The organism is Sulfurospirillum arsenophilum NBRC 109478 (assembly GCF_000813345.1).
Taxonomy (GTDB): domain Bacteria; phylum Campylobacterota; class Campylobacteria; order Campylobacterales; family Sulfurospirillaceae; genus Sulfurospirillum; species Sulfurospirillum arsenophilum.
The window spans coordinates 599,846-620,735 of the sequence record NZ_BBQF01000002.1 but is presented as its reverse complement, the minus strand read 5'-3'; the positions used below and the strand labels follow the sequence as shown (position 1 = coordinate 620,735).

Here is a 20,890-nt window from a genome sequence, read left to right as displayed (position 1 = left end):
TTTCAAGGTGTTTAATAATACCCTTTAGGTTTTTTAGCTAAAATAGATGAATTTTTCATAACAAAATAGGACAATAGTATGGACGTAAGAGCTGAGTTTTTAAAGTTTTTTGAACAAAAAGGTCACAAGATTATCGAGAGTTCTCCCCTTGTACCAGATGACGCGACGCTTCTGTTTACCAATGCAGGCATGGTTCCTTTTAAGAGTGTTTTTACAGGCGAAGTTCCTCGTCCGAATCCTCCACGTGCGACAACCTGTCAAACATGCATCCGTGCTGGTGGTAAACACAATGACCTAGATAATGTCGGCTACACAGCGCGCCACCACACCTTTTTTGAAATGCTTGGAAACTTCTCTTTTGGCGATTACTTTAAAGAAGATGCCATCTCACATGCGTGGGAATTTGTCACAGAAGTGCTTAAACTTCCTAAAGAAAAACTTTGGGTAACGGTTCATGAGAGCGATGACGAAGCTGAAGCGATTTGGAAAAAACACATTGATGCCAGTCGCATTATGCGTTTTGGCGATAAAGACAACTTTTGGCAAATGGGCGACACAGGCCCTTGTGGACCGTGTAGCGAAATCTTCATCGATCAAGGGGCTGAAAACTTTAATACGCCCGAAGACTACATGGGCGGCGATGGTGATCGCTTCTTAGAGATCTGGAACCTTGTTTTCATGCAGTACGAAAGAGATAAAGCGGGTGTGCTTCATCCACTTCCAAAACCTTCCATCGACACAGGTATGGGTTTAGAGCGTGTGACTGCGGTTAAAGAGGGCGTGTTTAGTAACTATGACTGTTCATTATTTATCCCTTTAACCGACAAAGTAGCAGAGCTTTGCGGTAAACCTTATGCGTATAAAACGGGTGCGAGTTATCGTGTTATTGCAGACCACATTCGCGCTGTTTCCTTTCTTGTGGCACAAGGAACAACCTTTGGTCGCGTAGGTCGTGGTTATGTTCTAAGACGCATTTTGAGACGTGCAGTTAGACATGGTTATTTGCTAGGAATGCGCGCTCCCTTTATGTACAAACTTTTAGACACGTTGTGTGAACTTATGGGCAAACAATATCCTTACCTTGTTGCAAAAAAAGAGGTCATTGCTGAGCAAATCAGAAACGAAGAAGAGAGTTTCTTTGCGACCATCGCTTCAGGACTTGAGCTGTTTGAAAAAGAGCTTCCAAATACCAAAACAATGTTCAGCGGTGAAGTAGCGTTTAAACTTTACGATACCTATGGCTTTCCTCTTGACTTGACAGCTGATATGCTCAGAGAAAAAGGTTTGAGCGTTAACGAAGCTGAGTTTGAGGCTTTGATGGCGGAGCAAAAAGCGCGTTCAAAAGCTTCATGGAAAGGCAGTGGTGATAAAGCAACCCAAGGTGAGTTTAAACCACTTCTTGAAAAATTTGGTCTCAATACTTTTGTCGGTTATACCCAAAAAGAAGCCAAAACAAAAGTTTTAGCACTCTTAGATGAAAACTTCAAAGAGGTTCAAAGCTTGGAAGAGAATGGTTGGGTCATGTTTGAAACCACGCCATTTTATGCAATGAGTGGTGGACAAAGTGGCGATGAGGGTGTCATTGAAGGGTATGGAAAAGTACTTGATACGAAGAAATTTTTTGACCTTAACCTTTCCCTTGTTGAGCTTGAAAAACCTTTACATGTAAACGATGAGGTGAACCTGAGTGTTGATCTTTCACGCTTAGAGATCGAAAGACATCACAGCGCAACGCACTTGCTTCACAGCGCACTTCGCAAGATTTTGGGTGAGCATGTAAGTCAAGCTGGAAGTTTGGTCGAAAAAGACAGACTTCGTTTTGACTTCTCGCATCCAAAAGCGTTGAGTTTTGAAGAGATCACCAAAATTGAAGCGTTTGTGAATAGTGTCATCGTCAGTGGCGTCGCGGGACAAACACAACTTATGAATGTTGAAGAAGCTAAAAACAGCGGCGCGATGGCGCTCTTTGGCGAAAAGTATGGCAATGAAGTTCGTGTGGTGAGCTTTGGCGATGCGAGCGTTGAACTTTGCGGTGGAACTCACGTCAGCAATACTGCAAACATCGGTAGCTTCTTTATCCAAAAAGAGAGTGGTGTGAGTGCTGGAGTACGTCGTATCGAAGCGATTTGTGGTGGTGCAGCACTTTTCTATGCACAAGGTCTTAGATCTGAGATTGAAGCGATCAAAGAGAGTGTTAAACACAAAGAACCACTTATTGGCATTAACCGTTTAAAAGAAGAGATCAAAACCCTAAAAACCGAAGTAGAATCTTTAAATGCTCACGCTGGAAAGTCAGTGGAATCTTTACATGTAAACGGCGTTGAACTCATCGTTGACGTGTTGGGCGCTGGAGATATTAAGGCGCGTATTGATGATCTTAAAAATGAAAAAGAGTCGGTTGCGGTACTGTTACTTCAAGTCAAAGATGACAAAGTTTTGATAGCAGCGGGTGTTAAAAATGCTTCCATTAAAGCCGGTGCTTGGATCAAAGAGATCGCACCAATCGTTGGTGGCGGCGGTGGTGGTCGAGATGATTTCGCCCAAGCAGGAGGAAAAGATGCTTCTAAAATCGAAGAAGCTAAATCTGCAGCCCTTGCGTATGCTAAATCTGTTCTTCAAGGTTAAATGATGCGCGATTTTTTCATAGAAATATTTGGTGACTTTAGCAGAATCATTGTTTTTTTACATATCATCAGCTCGGCATTACTGATCGGCAGTATGTTTGTGATGCGTTTTGTGATTCAGCCTGTTGAGGAAGCTATTGCAGATGAAAAAATCAAGTTTAGTAGTTGCATTAACATGATGCGCCGCTACATTTTGTTTTTAGTGCCTGTTATGATTGTTATTGTCGTCACATCGGTGTTTATGCACATTGGACTGGGATTTCGAAGTGGCAACCCTACCACGTATGTGATGGTTCATACCAAAGAAGCACTTTGGACCTTTATAGCGTTTAACTTTATTTACATGTATTTTAAATATCTTAGAGCCAAAAAAGGGCTTGCGGAAGAGAATTACATTGAGGTGGAGGAGAATGTGATCTTAATGGTCAAATATCTCATCCCTCTCAATCTGCTTCTCTCAATCATTTCAGTCTATTTTGGCGTGATTTTACGAGGCTATTAAAATGCAAACGATTGTTTTAGGTTCATCTTCCATTACGAGGGCAGAACTTCTTACTAAATTTGGAGTTCCTTTTATCCAAAGAGATGCAGGATTTGATGAAGAGCAATTACAGATTTCTGATCCTGCGCATTTTGTTTATCATGCGACCAAAGGGAAAATGCAAAGTTATCTTGAAAAGTATGACTTGGAAATGCCTGTTTTGTGTGCCGACACGGTTGTTACTGCCAATGGAGAGATTTTACGCAAAGCCAAAGATAAAGCTGATGCAAGGCGCATTTTAAAAGCGCAAAGTGGCAATAAAGTCAGCATTCTTAGCTGCATGATCTACAAATCCAAAACGATTGAACTGATTGATCTCTCAAGCACCGATTATCTCTTTTTGCCTTTCGATGCTAAAGCGTTAGATGCTTATTTGGAAGGTGATGATTGGCGTGGAAAAGCAGGTGCATGTATGGTGGAGGGATTTTGTAAATCCTACATCAAAGAAGTGGTTGGGTTAGAGAGTACCGCCATGGGGCTAAGCGTTGAGAAGCTTTTGCCTTTTTTACCTCAGTAACCATGTACCAAAACGAACTTCAAGCCATCACCAAATCCAATCGCTACCGAAGCCGTAAGCTTTACGATGAGCATTTAGCTGATTTTAGCTCCAATGATTATCTAGGCTTTGCGCAAAATCACGCCCTTTTCGAGCGTGCTGTTGCACAAGTTTCCATGTATAAAACCCATGCGCCTAAAGCTTCCATCTTAGTCAATGGTTATCATCCTATTCATCAAGAGTTTGAAGAATTTTTGATACGCCATAATGGTTTTGAAGCGGCTCTTGTGTGTGGTAGTGGTTTTTTAGCCAATTTTTCACTCATTGAAGCATTGCCACGTAAAAAAGATCTTTTGATTTTGGATGAAGAGTATCATGCCAGTGGCATGGTAGCGTCTAAAACCGTGGATGCCGAAGTTGTACTTTTTAAACACAATGATGCCAATCATCTTGAAAGCTTGATTAATACGCACAATCACAACCGCATTATTATTGCCGTTGAAGGCATTTACTCAATGAGCGGGGATCTTTTAAACCGCGATATTTTTGAAGTTGCCGATCGCTACAATGCACTTTTGATTGTCGATGAAGCACACAGTGCAGGCGTTGTGGGTGAAAACATGAGAGGCGTGTTTGATTTGTTTGGCATTACGCCTAAAGCTAACCATATCAAAATGGGCACACTTGGAAAAGCACTGGGAAGTTATGGTGCATACATTTTGTGCAGTAAGCACATTGCTGAGTTTTTACAAAACCGTGCCAAAGCCATCATCTATACGACGGCGCCATCTCTATTTGACATTGCTTTGGGATACCAAGGGTTGTTGTATATTTTAAAAAATAGAGTTTCATTAAAAGCTGAGATAGAAGCGCGTCAAGCAGTTGTGCAAACCATGTTAGGTTTAAAAATCGAAGGGTTGATTTGTTCGTACCCTTTGAGTGAAGGTGTAGATGCTCTCACTGTTCAGCAGCGTTTGATCGAAGAGGGATTTTTAGTGGGTGCTATTCGTCCACCAACAGTTCCAAAGCCTATTTTGCGCCTTATCCCAAGGCTGGGAGAGAGCGTTGAGTCGTTAGAAGCGTTGTGCTCTCTTATCCAAAAGGGGAGCTTTTGAGCTTTACATGTAAACAACTTCTGATTAAAAGTAAAGCGAAAACATTGTTGGATGTGCAGTTTTCTTTTGAGAGGTCGTTTGCACTGATTGGTGAGAGTGGTAGTGGAAAAAGCTTGACGCTTAAAGCACTTTTAGGGATGTTGCCACAAGAATTGGACTCTTTGTTAGAGTACGATGCCTCTTATGCGCTTACGCGTGGGCAGAGCATTGCATTTGTGCCGCAAAATCCTTTTACAGCACTTTCTCCACTGACGAAGATTGAAAAGCAGTTTATGGCTCCTCGTGAACAAGCAGAAAAATATTTGCGTATGGTAGAGTTGGATGTAGATTTTCTAGAGCGTTTCCCCTCAGAACTCAGTGGTGGACAGTTGCAACGGCTTATCATTGCGATGGCATTGAGCATTGAGCCACAGTTACTTTTATTGGATGAGCCGACAACGGCACTGGATGAAGAGAGCAAAACAACGGTTTTGGAGCTGATTTACACCTTACAAAAAGAGTGTGGATTTGACCTGTTATTTGTAACACACGATATTGGAACCATTGAGCATTTATGCGACGAAGTGGGGATTATTAAAAACGGAAAAATTGTCGAGCGTGGTTTAACCAAAAACATTTTACATGACCCAAAAGAGGCTTATACGAAGCAGTTATTGGAGTCTGGATTTAGACAAAGGAGTTTTAGAACGTGAAATATATTATGACTATTTTAGCGATGCTTGGATTTGCGGTATTGATGGCAATTATCTTTTTATACGCACAAATTCGCTTTGATGCTTACAAAATTATCGAGTATACACCCAAATTAACCACACAAATTTACGATAGAAATGGTGAATTGGTTGCCAATCTTTTTGATGATGAGAATAGACTTTACGTAGAGTTTAAAGATATTCCTGCGCGTGTGGTCGAAGCGTTGGTTGCTACGGAAGATACTTCCTTTTTTGAGCACAATGGTATCAATATTGAAGCTATTTTTAGAGCGCTTATTAAAGATATTCATGCCATGAAAATGGTTGAAGGTGCCAGTACCATCACGCAGCAACTTATCAAAAATACCGTTTTAACACGTCAAAAAACGTTGACACGTAAAATCAATGAAGCCATCTTAGCCTATACGATTGAATCATCTCTCACCAAAGAGCAGATTTTAGAGCGATACTTTAACCATGTCTATTTTGGTCACGGCTATTATGGTATTAAAACGGCAGCACAGGGCTATTTTAACAAGTCATTGGATGCGCTCACCATCAAAGAGATTGCGATACTTGTAGGTCTTCCAAAAGCACCTAGTTCGTATGATCCTACTAAACATATGGACCTCTCTTTAAGCAGAGCTAACCAAGTCGTGAATCGTCTCTATACCCTTGGCTGGATTAGCGAGACTGAGTACACCAAAGCAACCCTAGAGCATCCAATGGTCTATGATGAGACGCTTACACGCAACCGTGCGCCTTATGTGGTGGATGAAGCTATTAAAAGTTTAGGTGCGGAGTATGATGATATTAAAAAGGGTGGTTATAAAATTTACCTCAGTATTGATCTTAAACTTCAACAGCTTGCACATGAGTCGTTAAATGTTGGTTACAAAGGGATGACCTCTCGCCTTGGCAAAGACATTAATGCAACTGAACTCAATGGCGCTATGGTCGTTATGGAAAATGGTACAGGGAACGTTTTAGCCCTTGTCGGTGGTGTTGATTATTCGAAGAGCAGTTTTAACAGAGCAACGCAAAGTAAACGTCAACCAGGCTCTAGTTTTAAACCTTTCTTGTATCAAAAAGCACTCGATTGGGGTTATTCACCGCTTTCTGAAATTCCTGATATTTCGCGAACGTATGTCAACAGTGAAACGGATGAGACGTGGACACCGAAGAACTATGAAAATGATTTTGAGGGTTTAATTACACTCAAAGAAGCATTGGTGCATTCACGTAACCTTGCAACCATCAATCTTTTATCACTTTTAGGGCTTGATACTGTTTATAAAGAGCTCAAAAAAGACGGGTTTAAAAGCCTTACAATGGACCTTTCCATTGCTCTTGGAAGTTTTGGTATTTCACCCTTAGAATACAGTAGTTTTTACTCAATGTTCCCTAATTACGGTGTCAGAACAGAATCATTATTGGTAAGAAAAGTGATTAATCGTCAAGGTGTTGAAAAAGTGTATGAGGCGAAAAGACAGACGATTACTTCACCTAAACAGAGTTATTTAATGCTCGATATGATGAAAGAAGTGGTTAAGCGTGGTACGGGTAGAAACGCGCAAGTGCCAGGCATTGAAATTGCAGGAAAAACAGGAACAACTAACAGCAGTGTTGATGTCTGGTTCTGTGGTTTTTCTCCTGATATTGAAGTGATCACATGGTATGGAAATGACAACAATACACCTCTTAAAAAAGGTGAAACAGGTGGTAAGTCCGCCGCACCTGCCTTTAAGTATTTTATGACAAAGTATGTAGAACTTCACCCTGAAACAACACGTGAATTTAAAATGCCAGAAGGTGTAGGTTCTCGAAAAATTGATGGAACAACAGAGTTTTTCACCGATGTGTCTCCATTCCCAAAAACAAATACAAAGCAACTTAAAGAAGATGGTGGATTAATATTTTAGAGGGTAAACAGTTTGCTTCACAAGAGCAAGCTGTTTAAGTATTGAGAAATAATGAGAACGAAAGATTTAATTCTGCCTCGTAGAGGCAAGCTTTAGCGCCTAGTGCAACGTAGCTTTTCAAGCTTAGCTTGGAAAGCGTATAGAAATAAAAAAAGGGAGTGAGAAGTTAAAAAACTCCCCACTCCCTGAAACATCTTTAAACGACTAGCAAGAGAACATTGTTTTAAATTCAAATGCTGTTGGTCTAGCTTCATCTGGCCAAACTTGAGTTTCAAATTTGTAGTGTTGGTATGTATCGATAAACTCTTTTGTCATAACTGGGCTTAGGTATTCATTGTCACGAATGAGCGCTTCAAGTGATCCTCTTAGCGTGTGTGGCATTTGGTTAATACCTTTCTCTCTAATCTCATCCAGTGAAAGTTCAAACAAGTCTTCATCCATTGGACCAACAGGCTCAGTTTTAGTATTGATACCGTCAATTCCTGCAAGAAGCATAGAAGCAAATGCAAGGTATGGGCATGAAGTTGAATCTGGGAAACGCATCTCAACACGAACTGATTTTTCACCAGCACCGTAAGGAATACGGCATGATGCAGAACGGTTTTGCATAGAGTAAGTAAGAATTGAAGGTGCTTCAAATCCTGGAATCAAACGTTTGTATGAGTTGGTTGATGGGTTTGTGAACGCAGCAACACTTCTTGCGTGTTTTAAGATACCACCGATGTACCATCTTGCCATGTCGCTAAGGTTCGCATATTCGCCAGCTTTAAAGAATAGGTTTTTACCATTTTTCCAGATTGATTGGTGAACGTGCATACCGCTACCATTATCACCGTAAAGTGGTTTAGGCATAAATGTAGCCGTTTTACCGTTAAGGTGTGCTACCATTTTAACAACATATTTGTATTTTTGAACGTTATCAGCTGCTTCAATGAGTGTTCCAAATTTAACGCCGATTTCGCCTTGTGCTTGAGCAACTTCGTGGTGAACAACGAATACTTCAAGACCAACTTGTTTCAATGTTTGTACCATTTCTGCACGTAAATCTACCATAGAATCGATTGGTTGAACTGGGAAGTAACCACCTTTTGTACCTGGACGGTGACCTGTATTGTAACCATCTACATAATCTTTACCACTATTCCAAGCACCTTCTTCTGAATCTACTTCATAGTAAGAACAGTTAATATCATCTCTGATTTTTACATCGTCAAATACGAAAAATTCATTTTCTGGTCCAAAGTATGCAACATCACCAAGACCTGTTTTTGCAAGGTATGCTAATGTTTTTTTAGCGATACTTCTTGGGCATTTTTCATATAGATCACCTTTATAAATATCGAAAACATCACAGAATACAACAACGGTTGAATCAGCTGTAAAAGGATCTAAAAATGCTGTCTCAGCTTCTGGTTTTAAAAGCATGTCAGATTTATTGATTGGTTGCCACGCATCGATAGATGAGCCATCAAAAGGAATACCATTTGCAAAAGATTCTGCACTAATAGCTTCAATAGTATATGTAAGGTGATGCCATGTTCCTTTCATGTCAGTGAAACGAAAATCGACAAATTCAACTTCATTTTCAGTAGTGAATTTGAAAAACTCTTCAACACTGTTTACGAACTTACCCATGTTGTAACTCCTATAGTTTAAATTTTAGTAATTTTATCAGATTGAACTGAAAATAAGGTTGCAGTCATTGATTAAAAATTAACCAATATTCGATCTCTACTTTCAAAAGTTGCACATTTTTTATACCCATACGCTTTTGCAATCTCCCTAAGTGCTTCTTGCTGGTAGCCAATATGGCTAAGCGCATGTGCATCAGAGCCAAACGTAATGGGAATGTCATGCTCCGCAATAAGCTCCATTAATGGATTGCTTGGGTACTGCTCTCCTACAGGTTTACGAAAACCTGCAGCGTTAAGTTCAATGGACATATTGGCTTTTTTGATGGCTTTAATGGCGTCTTGTGCAATGAGCCTAACGTCTTTTTTAGGGAGATAATTAAAGACTTTAATCAGGTCTAAATGGCCTACAATATCAAAGTGTCCACTTTTTGCAAGATACATAATTGCTTCAAAATAACGCTCCCAGACTTCATCAATATTTTTCGTGCGATATTCACCGATAAATTCGGGATTATCAAAGCCCCATGAACCGAGGTAATGGACTGAGCCTATAAAATAATCAACAGGACGCTTCAGCACTTGTTCATCAACGTAACCCTCTAAAAAGTCGACTTCATACGCGAGTAAAATATTGATCTGATCTTTGTATTTTTCTTTTACATGTAAAATATCTTTTTCGTAATTTTCCATCTGTGAAAAGCTCATACGATAAGCTTCATCAAAGTTCATGGGTGCATGATCGGAAAATCCAAAAACATCTATTTTTTTCTCTATGGCCGTTTGCACATACTCTTCAATACTTCCCTCTGCATGGTTACACAAAGTGGTATGGTTATGTAAATCAATGATCATGATAGGCTTCCTTGTATCAGGGTCTTAAAGTTAAATTATATAAAAAGTTCACTATAATAGACCATAATTTGTCGATTTGAGGAGAAAGCTTATGACGCAAGAAGAACTTGACGCTTTGATGGCGGGCGATTTAGACGATATGGACGAGGTCGCGCCAACAGAGATTGCACTTGAAGAAAGTGCTGCTGTTGAAGAAGAAGAGCTTATGGATAGCGATGCATTAGAGATAGAACAAGATAAAGCCGCTACCCAAATGATGAATGAATATAGACCATCATCTACAATGTCTTGGCCACCGCCACCACCAACAGATGACCACAAAATGGTTCACCAACTGGACGATGTGACCAAAGATTCTGAAATCAAAGCCTCCCAAGTGTTTGATAAGCTTGAAATTGTTAATAATTTTATGATGAGTGCAGAGGAAAATGCAAAAGAGGTTATTAAACTCATTGAGTCTAATATCGTTCTTTTTGAGACGTTGGTAACAAAATTTCCTAAAATTGATCAGTTCCAAAAAGCACTCGATGACAATAAAGGGATGAAAGACCGCGTTGAAGATCTTTTAATGAATGCGCAAATGGCAGAAGACGAGATCATGATGACGATGGATATTATGCAGTACCAAGATATTCACCGCCAAAAAATTGAGCGTGTTATCAATGTTATGCGTGCCCTTTCTAAATACATGAGCGCACTGTTTGAAGGCTCTAAAGATGACTCAAAACGTGTAAGTTCAGCTGTTCATATTCATGGCGATATGACAACGGAAGATGTTGTCAGCAGTGAGGATATTGAAGCGTTAATCGCTAGTTTAGGAAAGAAATAGGTGTCAAACGTCGAATTGCTTTCTCCTGCTGGAAATTTTGAAAAGTTAAAGATAGCGCTGGCTTATGGCGCTGATGCTGTGTATGCAGGGGTGAGTCACTTCTCACTTCGCATACGTTCAGGCAAAGAGTTTACGTATGAGAGTTTTGAAGAAGCTATTAAGTACACCCATGCGATGGACAAAAAGCTCTATGTTACCATCAATGGTTTTCCTTTTAATGCACAAATTTCACTTTTAGAAAAACATATTGAACGTGTTGCTGCGATGAACCCTGATGCGCTTATTGTAGCTGCACCTGGGGTTATTAAATTGGCACAAAAGATTGCTCCGCATATCCCTGTGCATCTCTCCACGCAAGCCAATGTTCTTAACTACCTTGATGCTGAAGTTTATTATGATATGGGTGTGAAGCGCATTATTGCGGCGCGTGAAGTAAGCCTTAAAGATCTTGAACAGATCAAAGCTCGCCTTCCAGAGCTTGAGCTTGAAGTCTTTGTTCACGGATCGATGTGTTTTGCTTACAGTGGTCGCTGTTTAATCAGTTCTGTTCAAAGCGGACGTGTTTCAAACCGTGGTAGTTGTGCAAATGACTGCCGTTTCCCATACACCCTTTACGCTCACAATGAAGAGAGTGGAACGCTTTTTCGTGTCGAAGAGAGCGAAGAGGGTACGCACATTATGAATGCGAAAGATTTGAATTTGAGTTCACATGTGAAAGAAATCCTCGATTCTGGCGTGATTGACTCATTGAAAATTGAGGGACGAACGAAGAGTTCTTATTATGTAGGCATTACAACAAAGACTTATCGCCAAGCTATTGTTGATTATTATGCAAATCAATTTGATGCTGAAAAATATACCAAAGAGCTTGATACCACGAAAAACAGAGGCTTTAGCGAAGGCTATTTGGTCAATCGCCCTTATGAGAAGAACGATACCCAAAACTTAGCTCACTCTATTAGCGAAGGCACACATCAAGTGATCGCACAAGTTAGTGAGGATGGAACAGAGTGCCTTTGTAAAGATGTTTTGTCTTTACATGTAAACTATGAATTGATTATGCCGGCGCATGTGAGTATTGCTCCTGTGGATAATGAAATCGGTACTATTTTCAAAGACGAAGATTCTTGGCAAGTCTGTTTTAAACAACTCCGAACACCTAATGGCAAACAATTTGATGAGATTCATAGTGGCAATACCAATGCCATTGTTTTACCGACAACGTTACCTGGTTTTACATTTTTAAGAGCAAAAACAAAAGGATAAAGCGTGAAGTTTGTTTCTATTTTAATGGGAAGTAAAAGTGATTATACGGTCATGGAAGAGTGCGCAAAGACGTTAGAAAAATTTGGTGTTATGCATGAAATCATCGTCTCATCTGCACACAGAAGTCCTGAGAGAACGCATCAGTATGTAAAAAACGCTGAAGCAAAAGGGGCTAAAGTATTTATCGCAGCAGCGGGCATGGCAGCACATTTAGCAGGCGTTGTAGCTTCTCTTACCACTAAGCCTGTTATTGGTGTTCCAATGAAAGGTGGCGTTATGGAAGGCATGGACGCACTTTTAAGCACCGTTCAAATGCCAGGAGGTATGCCTGTTGGTACTGTAGCTATTGGCTCTGCAGGAGCTGTGAACAGTGCGTATTTAGCAATGCAAATTTTAGCGATTGAAGATGAAGAGTTAGCAGCTAAATTAAAAGAAGATCGTATTTTAAAAGCAAAAAAAGTCGAAACAGACTCAATGGGTATTGAAGTAATCCTCTAAAAGGTGTGACAATGAACAGTTGGTTGGAGATTGAAGAGTTTAGTAAATTAGTCAATTTGGATATTTCTGCCATCAGGTCACTCATTGATGAGGGAAAATTGATATCCAAAGAAGAAGAGGGGCAATGCTTTGTCGAGGTGAGCCGAAGTGCGCATGCACTCATTCCAGCAACAAGAGGAATTGTGCTTGATGAGTCATACGAAGGCTCTTCTGTAACAATGAGTTCAGAGTTTGTTGAAAAAACAGTTGGGGCGATTTTAAGCCTGCATGAAAAAGTTTTGGATGCCAAAGAGGAGACGCTTGATGCCCTCAAAGGCGAGAATCGCTTTTTAAAAGAGGCACTGTTTTCAATGCAAGAGCTTTGCGATGAAGATCGTAAAGTCATTGAAACGCTGACAAAGCAGCTTGAATTGTTACGCGATGAACTTGAATTTACCAAGAGAAAATATAAAATGATGTGGAATAAAGCGGTGGAAGGTTATACCCCACCGGTTAAATAAATGTTTACATGTAAAAGGAAAAGATAGTGTTAACCTTTAGTCAAATGCTTTTAAACCTCCAAACTTTTTGGCAAGATCAAGGCTGTACCATTGTTCAGCCGTATGACATGCCTGCAGGTGCTGGTACATTTCACAATGCAACCTTTTTAAGAAGCTTAAGTAGCAAACCTTGGGCAACGGCTTATGTCGCGCCAAGTCGCAGACCAACGGACGGAAGATACGGTGAAAATCCAAACCGTTTGGGAAGTTACTATCAGTTTCAAGTGCTCATCAAACCAAGTCCCGATAACATTCAAGAGCTTTACCTTAAAAGCCTTGAAATGCTTGGACTTGACATCAAAAAACATGACATCCGCTTTGTCGAAGACAACTGGGAATCTCCTACGCTTGGGGCATGGGGGCTTGGTTGGGAAGTCTGGTTGGATGGTATGGAAGTGACTCAGTTTACTTATTTCCAGCAAGTTGGTGGCATCCCTTGTAACCCAGTCTCTGTTGAAATTACGTACGGTGTTGAGCGCTTGGCCATGTATTTGCAAGAGAAAGAGTCCGTCTTTGATCTTGTCTGGAACGAAAACCAATTTGGTGTGACAACGTACGGTGATGTACACAAACAAAGTGAGTATGAATTTAGTAAATACAATTTTGAAATCGCCAATGTTGCTATGTTATTTGAACACTTTGAAAATGCACAAGTCGAATGTAAGCGTTGTTTAGAGGAAAATTTACCGTTGCCTGCGTATGATTATTGCTTGATGGCTTCGCATACGTTTAACGTCCTTGATGCACGTAAAGCGATCTCGGTCACGCAACGTCAAAACTACATCCTTAAAATTCGTGAACTTGCCAAAGGGTGTGCGGTTAAATACAAAGAAGTGGTAGGTTGATGCGCTTAGGCGAAATTTACGATTTTTTAGATGCGTTAAGTCCTTTTTCCACGCAAGCCAGTTGGGATAATAGTGGACTATTGATCGGAAGCAGAGATGATGAGATAGCCCAAATCTACCTTAGTCTTGATGTTGATAGTGCGCTTTTAGAAGAAGTGGTTGAGAACTCACTGATTATAACGCATCATCCTCTGATCTTTAGTGGGCTAAAACAGCTTAATTTTGCGAAATACCCTTCCAATTTGATCCAAACGATGGTTCAAAAAAAGATTAGTTTGATTGCCATGCATACTAACTTTGATCTCTCCCATCTCAATGCGTATGTAGCTTCCAAACTGGGCTTTGTGGTGAGTGAAAGCAAGGAATTTGTGGCTTATTGTGATGTGAATCAAAGTTTTGATGATTTAGCGTTACATGTAAAGCGTATTTTAGGCATTGAAAATTTACGTTTAGTGAGAGCGAAAGAATGGATTGGACGTTGTGCCATTACCACAGGTTCAGGAGGTGATCTCATCTCCAAAATTGATGCCGATTGTTTCTTAAGTGGTGACCTAAAGTATCACCAAGCAATGGAAGCAAAAGAAAATAATCTCTCATTAATTGACATTGGGCACTTTGAGTCCGAGCGCTATTTTCCAGAGTGTTTGGCTAATTATTTGAAAAATTTGCCATTAAAGGCTATAATGTCAAATTCTAAAAATCCGTTTGAGTATAAATAGAGGACACACAAGATATGAATAAGTATTTAGAACAGTTAATTGAGCTTTCAAAGTTAGACAAAGAGATCGACGATTTTGGTCCACGTATTACCAAAGTTGAGAAAATGTTGAAGCTTTCTTTAGATAAAGAGAGAGATTTAAAACTCCAAGCAGAGTCTTTCCAAGCGGATATCGCAGATGCAAAACTCAAAAAATCAAAAAATGAATCACACCTAGCGGAACTTTCAGCAAAGCTTAAAGACATCGCTAAAAAAAGCTCTTTAGTTAAAACAGCCAAAGAGATCAAAGCACTTCAACTTGAAGAAGAAATTTCAAAAGAACAATGTGATTTTGCCAATGATGAAATTAACCGTTTAGATAAAATTATTGATCTTAAACAAACCAATATTGCAGGATTGCAAGAAAAAATTGCTGAGGCTGTTAAAGAAGCTGAAGAGATCAAAGCATCTATTGATTCACAGATTCAACAAATCGATGAAGAACGCAAAAATGTTTACCAATCAAAAGATGAACTTGTTTTACAGATGAGCCAAAAAATCTTGACATTTTACCAAAAAATTAGAAAATGGGCTGAGAACACAACCGTTGTTCCTGTAAAAAAACAGGCATGTTATGGTTGTTTTATGAGAATGAATGACAAAACCTATGCAAGTGTTTTAAAACAAGATGATATCGTTACGTGCCCACATTGTGGTCGTATCTTATACAAAGAGATAGAAGAGGAAGCTAGGGCGTAAGCTTGAGCTTTTTTTACTACTTTTTGGCAACGTTGCTTTACCTTGCAGCGTTGCCATATCTGATGTACCTTCGCTTTAAGCCCAAATATCATGACTCTATTCCAGCACGCTTTTTTTTGAATAATAATCCTAGCTTTACTGAAGGTGGTATTTGGTTTCATGCATGCTCCTTTGGTGAAGTGCGTTCTTTAAGTCCTTTTATTGATAAAATTGAGTCATCATCTGTTCGTATCAGTGTTATCACACAAACAGGATATAAAGAAGCGTCTAAACATTCTTCTGCGCAGGTACGTTATCTGCCTTTTGAAATCTTTTTGCCTTTTTGGATGCGAAAACAAAAAGTATTGATTGTGATGGAAGCCGAGCTTTGGCCCCTTCTTTTTATCGTTGCAAAAGCTAAGAAAATAAAAACTGTTTTACTGAATGCTCGTATTTCTGATAACTCGTATGCGTCTTATCAACGCTTTTCTTGGCTATACCGTTGGATATTTAAGCACATTGACCTTGTATTTGCCCAAAGCATTGAAGATGAGCAGCGACTTAAAAGTTTGGGTGCAAAAGCGGTTCATGTGAGTGGCAACATTAAAGCATTTAGCGCGTATGAAGTGACCCATGTTTATCCTAAAGCGATGGATAAAAGAGTGATCGTTATGGCGAGTACGCATGAGCAAGAAGAAGCATTGATTTTATCACGTTTGACATTACGCTCAAACGATCAGCTCATTGTCGTACCAAGACATCCAGAGCGTTTTGCAAAAGTCGATCAGCTCTTAAGGGAGTATGCGCTTGATGAGGGCAAAACATATACTCGGTTATCGCAAGACTCTAGGTTAGATTCTGATATTATTTTGTGCGATAAAATGGGGGAGCTCATCAACCTTTACGCTATTGCCGATGTGGTGATTTTGGGTGGCTCCTTTGTGGATGGTATCGGTGGGCATAACCCGTTAGAACCAGCTTATTTTGGGGTTAAAATTATAAGTGGTGAATTTATTTTCAATCAAAAAGTACTTTTTGAAGCGGTGGAAAATATCATTACATGTAAAGTTGAAAATTTAAAAAACGTTTTTGATAGTATTGAGGATTATCCAAAAAGTACTATCTCTCACCGTAGTGACATTGCGCCACTACTAGAGCAAATATTAGGAAGTTAAAATGGAAAAAGCATATAAATTATTAGCCCTTCAAGAGGGAATCTCAAATCGAGCAGCTAAAGATTTGATTGATCGTGGCGTTGTCTATTCTGCGGGCAAAAAAGTAAGCGTGGCACGTGGTGAACTTAGCGAAACCACCAAATTTAAAGTTGAAAAAATTGCACCTATCAAAGTTATTTTTGAAGACGAATTCATTATGGCAGTGGATAAACCAGCCTTTATGACTTCCGAAGAGATTGCGGAGATAAAAAAATTACCTCTTTTGCACAGGTTAGATCGTGAAACAAGTGGTGTTTTACTCTTAACTAAAGATGATGAGTTTCGCAAAAAAGCGGTTATTGCTTTTAAAAAACGCGAAGTTCAAAAAGAGTATCTTGCTATCGTTGAATCTAAAATCGTTGAGCCCCTCGAAATCAATGCTCCTATCATGACGATTAAAAAAGGTAATACGGCTTACAGTAAGATCAGCTCCGATGGTAAAGAAGCCATCAGTCATATTGAGCCTTTGATGATTGAGGGAAAACGTTCAAAAATCAAAGTACGCATCGAGACAGGTAGAACACATCAAATTAGGGTGCACCTTAAAAGCATTGGCGCTTCTATCTTAGGAGATACCGAATACGGCGGACGTCCTCATAAGCGTTTGATGTTACATGCTTCTAAAATCATGTTGTTAGGCTACATTTTTCAAACAAAAGAACCTGAAGATTTTATTAAATTTAGTCTTTGATAACAAAAGTTTGTATCAGATGTAATGCCCAATAATAGGGCTTTATAGTTAATTTTAAGTTCTGAAATGGTTAATATATTTTAAGGTTTAATTTAGTTTAAAGTATTTATTTTGTAAAATTGCATTCCTTTGCCAAAAGCAGGTAGATGTGAATAGATTTAAAAGGATAGTTTGTGTTTGAGGTTTTAACCGATTCGTTTCGTTCAGCCATCAATAAAATACGTTTCAGTGATGATGAAAAGTCTTTAAAAAGTGCTCTAGAAAATCTTAAAAAAGCGCTTCTCAAAGCAGATGTTCACCATAAAATCGTACGTGATTTATTGCGTCAAGTAGAAGTCGAAACAAAAGCACAAGGAATTGGCCAAGTCAATTTTTTACGCTCTTTAAAAACAAATTTAACCGCAATCTTAACTGTACCAGGATCGCAAGGGTTCGTTTTTGCTTCCAAGCCACCTACAACGGTTTTAATGGTAGGTTTACAAGGAAGTGGTAAAACAACCACAACGGTAAAATTAGCAAATTATCTTAAACTCAAACAAAAAAAAGTTTTAGTCGTTGCGTGTGACCTTCAGCGTTTAGCTGCAGTTGAGCAATTACGTCAGCTTTGTTCAGCAAATGAGATTGATCTTTACTCGGAAGATACAAGTGCAAATCCCGTAGCTATCGCTAAAAATGCGATGAAAAAAGCCAAAGAAGGCTTGTATGATGTCGTTTTAATCGATACCGCAGGTCGTTTAGCCATTGATGTTGAACTTATGGAACAACTCGAAGCAATTAAAAAAGAAGTCACTCCTGATGAAATCTTTTACGTTGCAGATTCCATGACGGGACAAGATGCTGTTAAAAGTGCGGTGACTTTCCATGAGAAGATTACGCTCAGTGGTGTCATTTTAAGTAAATTTGATGGTGATGGTAAAGGTGGCGTAGCACTTGGTATTGCTGAGCAGACCAATGTACCACTTCGATTTATCGGTGTAGGTGAAAAAGTTGCGGATTTAGAGCACTTTATTCCTGATCGTATTGTGAGTCGTTTGATGGGCGAGGGTGATCTTGAAACCTTGGCTGAAAAAACGAGTGCTATTATCGATGAGAAGCAAGCAAAGGCACTGACTAAAAAGATTAAAAAAGGTGAATTTAACTTCAACGACTTTTTAGAGCAGATGGAGCAGATGAAAAAGCTTGGTAGTATGAAGTCATTAATCGGGATGATCCCTGGACTTTCTCAAATGGCAGGCAAGCTTCAAGATGTTGATATGGAAAATTCCGTTGAGATGAAACGTATTAAAGCGATGATAGGCTCAATGACAAAAAAAGAGCGTGAAGATCCAGAATTACTCAATAACAGTCGAAAAAGAAGAATTGCAGAAGGCTCAGGACTTTCACAAGTGGAAGTCAATCGTTTCTTAAAGCAGTTTGGAAATGCTGCGAAGATGGCTAAAAAGTTCTCTGGTAAAAAGGGAATGCAAGATCTTCAAAATATGCTTTCACAAAGTAAACACGCACACCTTCGTTAAGGTGTGACGATTTATATCTACATGTAAGCTTTACATGTAAATCTAAGTCGTAAAAAAATTTAAGGAGACCATAAAAATGGCAACAGTTGTAAGATTAACAAGAATGGGTAGAAATAAAGCACCTTTTTACAGAATCGTCGTAACAGACAGCAGAAAAAAACGTGATGGTGGATCAATCGAGACTATCGGTTATTATAACCCACTGAGCAATCCTCAAACAATCAAATTTGATGCTGAGAGACTTGCGTACTGGAAAAGTGTTGGCGCTAAGATGAGTGACAGGGTTGCTAAAATCACAGGTAAATAATCATGATTGACAAATTTCTCGAAGAGTTTGCCAAACTTTTGGTAGACAATCCAGCAGGTGTACGCGTTGAGCGAAGCGATGTTGATGGAACATTTTGCGAAGTTGTCATCTATGCAGATAAAATTGATACCGGTAAGTTGATTGGTAAAGATGGCAAAATGATCAATTCACTCAAGACGCTTATCTCTGGATGTAAAGCCAAAGACGGCATATCTTACAGAGTGACTGTCAAAGCTAACGATGAATAATCAATCTTCTCTCATTGAAGTCGCTCAAATCGGGCGACTCGTGGGCTTAAAAGGTGAGTTAAAACTTCACCTTCAATGTGATTTCCCCGAACAGTTTAAAAAAGGCAAAACGTTTAAAACCCAAAAAGGTGAAGAACTGGAAGTCTTTTCGTTTAATCAAGCACGTGGGCTTATCTCTTTTGTTGGGTATCAAAGTAGAGAAGCAGCTGCAAAGCTTGTGAATACTTTTTTACTCACAACACAGGAAAATTCAATCAATGAATGTGCTCTTAAAGAGGGTGAATTCTTTTGGTTTGATTTAATTGACGCACGTGTTATGGATGAAGATGGAACACTTTTGGGTGTTGTAGATGAGATAGAACGTATTGCCGTTACGGACTATTTGGTTATTAAAACTGATGAGGTATTGGTGAAAAAAGGGTTTGCAAAATCTTTTTATTTGCCGTACATTGATCGTTATATTGTGATGTTTGATAAGACAAAAAAAGAGGTACTAAGCAAAGACGGTTTAGGAATTCTGGAGAACTCCTAATGCGTTTTACCTATGTAACGCTTTTTGAAAACTTGATTGCTTCTTATTTTGAAGACTCAATCTTGAAACGTGCCATTGCAAAAGAGCTTTTGAGTGTTGATTTTTCTAATCCTCGTGATTATACAAACAACAAACATGGTAAAGTGGATGACTACCAAGCCAGTGGCGGAGCAGGGCTTGTACTTTTTCCTCAACCCTTATTTGATCTTTTGCGTCAGATCAAACAAGAATCTCCTGAGGCGTATATCATTTTCCCGACACCGTCTGGAAAACTGTTTACGCAAAATGATGCCAAACGTTTGGCTCTCAAGAAACATGTGGTTTTTGTAAGTGGTCGTTATGAGGGAATTGATGAGAGAGTTATCGAAACATTTGCCGATGAGCTTTTTTGCATAGGTGATTATGTTTTAACGGGTGGCGAACTTCCGAGTCTTGTGATGAGTGATGCGATTAGTCGTAACATTAAAGGTGTTCTTGGAAACGAGGACTCTTTAAGTATGGAGAGTTTTGAGAGCCCACTTTTAGAGGCACCGTGTTTCTCAAAGCCGCCAGTTTACGAAAATAAATCCGTGCCCTCAGAGTTTTTAAAGGGAAACCACGCTAAAATCACAAGCTTAAAAAATAAAATGTCTGAATCTAAGACACAATATTTCAGACCAGATCTGTTTTCTCGCTTTAGCGTGAAGCATTAGAATGAATGAACAAAAAGGATAATTGATGAGAAATAAATTTATTGAAGCTTTTGAAGCAGGACAAATTGCTGAGAAAAATGTTCCAGCTTTTAGAGCAGGTGACACACTTAGAGTTGCTGTAAAAATTGTTGAAGGCGATAAACAACGTGTTCAAAATTTTGAGGGTATCTGTATTGCAAGACGTGGTACGGGCACAGGCGAAACCTTTATGGTAAGAAAAATCGGTGCAAACAGTGTTGGTGTAGAGAGAATCTTCCCAATCTATTCTGACAGCATTGATGAGATCGTTGTTCTTAGACGTGGTGTTGTACGTCGTGCAAAACTCTTCTATCTTAGAGATAGACGTGGTAAAGCTGCAAAAATTAGAGAACTTAGAAAATAATACTTTTTGGGCAGTAGCATCG

The 20,890-nt window shown here is 39.4% G+C and carries 23 protein-coding genes; 21 read left to right on the top strand and 2 right to left on the bottom strand.

Features of this window, described 5'->3' with window-relative positions; all coding sequences use genetic code 11:
- The first annotated feature begins 78 nt into the window (after positions 1–78).
- The 6 genes from alaS to SAR02S_RS07405 are packed head-to-tail and all read left to right on the top strand — an operon-like array spanning position 79 to position 7,390.
- Positions 79–2,625 carry an alanine--tRNA ligase gene (gene alaS, locus SAR02S_RS07430; protein WP_041958297.1) on the top strand — a complete coding sequence of 849 codons (2,547 nt, stop codon included), beginning with the start codon at positions 79–81 and terminating at the stop codon, positions 2,623–2,625.
- A 3-nt stretch (positions 2,626–2,628) separates the two neighbouring features.
- Positions 2,629–3,126 (top strand): hypothetical protein, encoded by a 498-nt coding sequence (locus SAR02S_RS07425; protein WP_041958295.1) that lies wholly within the window; start codon positions 2,629–2,631, stop codon positions 3,124–3,126.
- Position 3,127: 1 nt separating this feature from the next.
- Complete coding sequence (gene maf, locus SAR02S_RS07420; RefSeq protein WP_041958293.1) at positions 3,128–3,682, top strand: septum formation inhibitor Maf; 555 nt, start codon at positions 3,128–3,130, stop codon at positions 3,680–3,682.
- Between the two features lie 2 nt (positions 3,683–3,684).
- Positions 3,685–4,776: an aminotransferase class I/II-fold pyridoxal phosphate-dependent enzyme gene (locus SAR02S_RS07415; RefSeq protein WP_041958291.1), complete on the top strand. Its 1,092-nt coding sequence runs from the start codon at positions 3,685–3,687 to the stop codon at positions 4,774–4,776.
- Entirely contained in the window at positions 4,773–5,468 is a 696-nt protein-coding gene (locus SAR02S_RS07410) for an ATP-binding cassette domain-containing protein (protein WP_041958289.1), read from the top strand. The genes SAR02S_RS07415 and SAR02S_RS07410 overlap by 4 nt, the downstream gene beginning before the upstream one ends.
- A complete protein-coding gene (locus SAR02S_RS07405) occupies positions 5,465–7,390 on the top strand; it encodes a transglycosylase domain-containing protein (RefSeq protein WP_041958287.1) in 1,926 nt (641 codons plus the stop codon). The genes SAR02S_RS07410 and SAR02S_RS07405 overlap by 4 nt, the downstream gene beginning before the upstream one ends.
- A gap of 204 nt (positions 7,391–7,594) precedes the next feature.
- Here SAR02S_RS07405 and glnA read toward each other — a convergent pair whose 3' ends face one another.
- Both glnA and SAR02S_RS07395 read right to left on the bottom strand, forming a co-directional pair.
- Positions 7,595–9,025, bottom strand: coding sequence for a type I glutamate--ammonia ligase (gene glnA / locus SAR02S_RS07400; protein WP_041958285.1), 1,431 nt, complete (start codon positions 9,023–9,025; stop codon positions 7,595–7,597).
- A gap of 71 nt (positions 9,026–9,096) precedes the next feature.
- On the bottom strand, positions 9,097–9,876 hold the full coding sequence (locus tag SAR02S_RS07395; RefSeq protein WP_041958283.1) for a histidinol-phosphatase: 780 nt from the start codon (positions 9,874–9,876) through the stop codon (positions 9,097–9,099).
- A gap of 91 nt (positions 9,877–9,967) precedes the next feature.
- Here SAR02S_RS07395 and SAR02S_RS07390 point away from each other — a divergent pair, with 91 nt between their 5' ends.
- The 15 genes from SAR02S_RS07390 (at position 9,968) to rplS (ending at position 20,868) form a co-directional block, all read left to right on the top strand.
- Positions 9,968–10,705 carry a chemotaxis protein gene (locus SAR02S_RS07390; protein ID WP_041958281.1) on the top strand — a complete coding sequence of 246 codons (738 nt, stop codon included), beginning with the start codon at positions 9,968–9,970 and terminating at the stop codon, positions 10,703–10,705.
- Entirely contained in the window at positions 10,706–11,971 is a 1,266-nt protein-coding gene (locus tag SAR02S_RS07385; protein ID WP_041958279.1) for a peptidase U32 family protein, read from the top strand. It begins immediately after the preceding gene.
- Between the two features lie 3 nt (positions 11,972–11,974).
- Positions 11,975–12,469: a 5-(carboxyamino)imidazole ribonucleotide mutase gene (gene purE / locus SAR02S_RS07380; RefSeq protein ID WP_041958277.1), complete on the top strand. Its 495-nt coding sequence runs from the start codon at positions 11,975–11,977 to the stop codon at positions 12,467–12,469.
- Positions 12,470–12,480: 11 nt separating this feature from the next.
- Positions 12,481–12,969 carry a DUF3972 domain-containing protein gene (locus tag SAR02S_RS07375; protein ID WP_041958276.1) on the top strand — a complete coding sequence of 163 codons (489 nt, stop codon included), beginning with the start codon at positions 12,481–12,483 and terminating at the stop codon, positions 12,967–12,969.
- Positions 12,970–12,995: 26 nt separating this feature from the next.
- Complete coding sequence (glyQ, locus tag SAR02S_RS07370) at positions 12,996–13,853, top strand: glycine--tRNA ligase subunit alpha (RefSeq protein WP_041958274.1); 858 nt, start codon at positions 12,996–12,998, stop codon at positions 13,851–13,853.
- Positions 13,853–14,572 carry a Nif3-like dinuclear metal center hexameric protein gene (locus SAR02S_RS07365; RefSeq protein ID WP_041958273.1) on the top strand — a complete coding sequence of 240 codons (720 nt, stop codon included), beginning with the start codon at positions 13,853–13,855 and terminating at the stop codon, positions 14,570–14,572. Before glyQ ends, SAR02S_RS07365 begins: the two co-directional genes overlap by 1 nt.
- A 14-nt stretch (positions 14,573–14,586) precedes the next feature.
- Positions 14,587–15,309, top strand: a complete 723-nt coding sequence (locus SAR02S_RS07360) for a zinc ribbon domain-containing protein (protein ID WP_041958271.1) — start codon at positions 14,587–14,589, stop codon at positions 15,307–15,309.
- A gap of 2 nt (positions 15,310–15,311) precedes the next feature.
- Positions 15,312–16,463, top strand: a complete 1,152-nt coding sequence (gene waaA / locus SAR02S_RS07355; RefSeq protein WP_041958269.1) for a lipid IV(A) 3-deoxy-D-manno-octulosonic acid transferase — start codon at positions 15,312–15,314, stop codon at positions 16,461–16,463.
- 1 nt (position 16,464) lies between these two features.
- Complete coding sequence (locus SAR02S_RS07350; protein WP_041958267.1) at positions 16,465–17,193, top strand: RluA family pseudouridine synthase; 729 nt, start codon at positions 16,465–16,467, stop codon at positions 17,191–17,193.
- A gap of 173 nt (positions 17,194–17,366) precedes the next feature.
- Positions 17,367–18,707, top strand: coding sequence for a signal recognition particle protein (ffh, locus tag SAR02S_RS07345; protein ID WP_041958265.1), 1,341 nt, complete (start codon positions 17,367–17,369; stop codon positions 18,705–18,707).
- A 76-nt stretch (positions 18,708–18,783) separates the two neighbouring features.
- Positions 18,784–19,014, top strand: coding sequence for a 30S ribosomal protein S16 (gene rpsP / locus SAR02S_RS07340; protein WP_041958263.1), 231 nt, complete (start codon positions 18,784–18,786; stop codon positions 19,012–19,014).
- A gap of 2 nt (positions 19,015–19,016) precedes the next feature.
- On the top strand, positions 19,017–19,262 hold the full coding sequence (locus SAR02S_RS07335) for a KH domain-containing protein (protein ID WP_037959462.1): 246 nt from the start codon (positions 19,017–19,019) through the stop codon (positions 19,260–19,262).
- Positions 19,255–19,794 carry a ribosome maturation factor RimM gene (gene rimM / locus SAR02S_RS07330; RefSeq protein ID WP_041958260.1) on the top strand — a complete coding sequence of 180 codons (540 nt, stop codon included), beginning with the start codon at positions 19,255–19,257 and terminating at the stop codon, positions 19,792–19,794. Before SAR02S_RS07335 ends, rimM begins: the two co-directional genes overlap by 8 nt.
- Entirely contained in the window at positions 19,794–20,486 is a 693-nt protein-coding gene (gene trmD, locus SAR02S_RS07325) for a tRNA (guanosine(37)-N1)-methyltransferase TrmD (RefSeq protein ID WP_041958259.1), read from the top strand. Before rimM ends, trmD begins: the two co-directional genes overlap by 1 nt.
- Before the next feature lie 25 nt (positions 20,487–20,511).
- The gene (gene rplS, locus SAR02S_RS07320) at positions 20,512–20,868 is read left to right on the top strand and encodes a 50S ribosomal protein L19 (RefSeq protein WP_041958257.1); all 357 of its coding nucleotides are present in this window, start codon (positions 20,512–20,514) and stop codon (positions 20,866–20,868) included.
- Positions 20,869–20,890 lie beyond the last annotated feature (22 nt).

Bases quoted from the DNA above. Each gene is read 5' to 3' on its own strand.
- alaS (WP_041958297.1), top strand. From the start codon at position 79: ATGGACGTAAGAGCTGAGTTTTTAAAGTTTTTTGAACAAAAAGGTCAC.
- SAR02S_RS07425 (WP_041958295.1), top strand. From the start codon at position 2,629: ATGCGCGATTTTTTCATAGAAATATTTGGTGACTTTAGCAGAATCATT.
- SAR02S_RS07360 (WP_041958271.1), top strand. From the start codon at position 14,587: ATGAATAAGTATTTAGAACAGTTAATTGAGCTTTCAAAGTTAGACAAA.
- SAR02S_RS07395 (WP_041958283.1), bottom strand. From the start codon at position 9,876: ATGATCATTGATTTACATAACCATACCACTTTGTGTAACCATGCAGAG.
- SAR02S_RS07335 (WP_037959462.1), top strand. From the start codon at position 19,017: ATGATTGACAAATTTCTCGAAGAGTTTGCCAAACTTTTGGTAGACAAT.
- glnA (WP_041958285.1), bottom strand. From the start codon at position 9,025: ATGGGTAAGTTCGTAAACAGTGTTGAAGAGTTTTTCAAATTCACTACT.
- SAR02S_RS07365 (WP_041958273.1), top strand. From the start codon at position 13,853: ATGCGCTTAGGCGAAATTTACGATTTTTTAGATGCGTTAAGTCCTTTT.
- maf (WP_041958293.1), top strand. From the start codon at position 3,128: ATGCAAACGATTGTTTTAGGTTCATCTTCCATTACGAGGGCAGAACTT.
- rpsP (WP_041958263.1), top strand. From the start codon at position 18,784: ATGGCAACAGTTGTAAGATTAACAAGAATGGGTAGAAATAAAGCACCT.
- SAR02S_RS07375 (WP_041958276.1), top strand. From the start codon at position 12,481: ATGAACAGTTGGTTGGAGATTGAAGAGTTTAGTAAATTAGTCAATTTG.
- rimM (WP_041958260.1), top strand. From the start codon at position 19,255: ATGAATAATCAATCTTCTCTCATTGAAGTCGCTCAAATCGGGCGACTC.
- trmD (WP_041958259.1), top strand. From the start codon at position 19,794: ATGCGTTTTACCTATGTAACGCTTTTTGAAAACTTGATTGCTTCTTAT.
- SAR02S_RS07390 (WP_041958281.1), top strand. From the start codon at position 9,968: ATGACGCAAGAAGAACTTGACGCTTTGATGGCGGGCGATTTAGACGAT.
- SAR02S_RS07350 (WP_041958267.1), top strand. From the start codon at position 16,465: ATGGAAAAAGCATATAAATTATTAGCCCTTCAAGAGGGAATCTCAAAT.
- rplS (WP_041958257.1), top strand. From the start codon at position 20,512: ATGAGAAATAAATTTATTGAAGCTTTTGAAGCAGGACAAATTGCTGAG.
- SAR02S_RS07415 (WP_041958291.1), top strand. From the start codon at position 3,685: ATGTACCAAAACGAACTTCAAGCCATCACCAAATCCAATCGCTACCGA.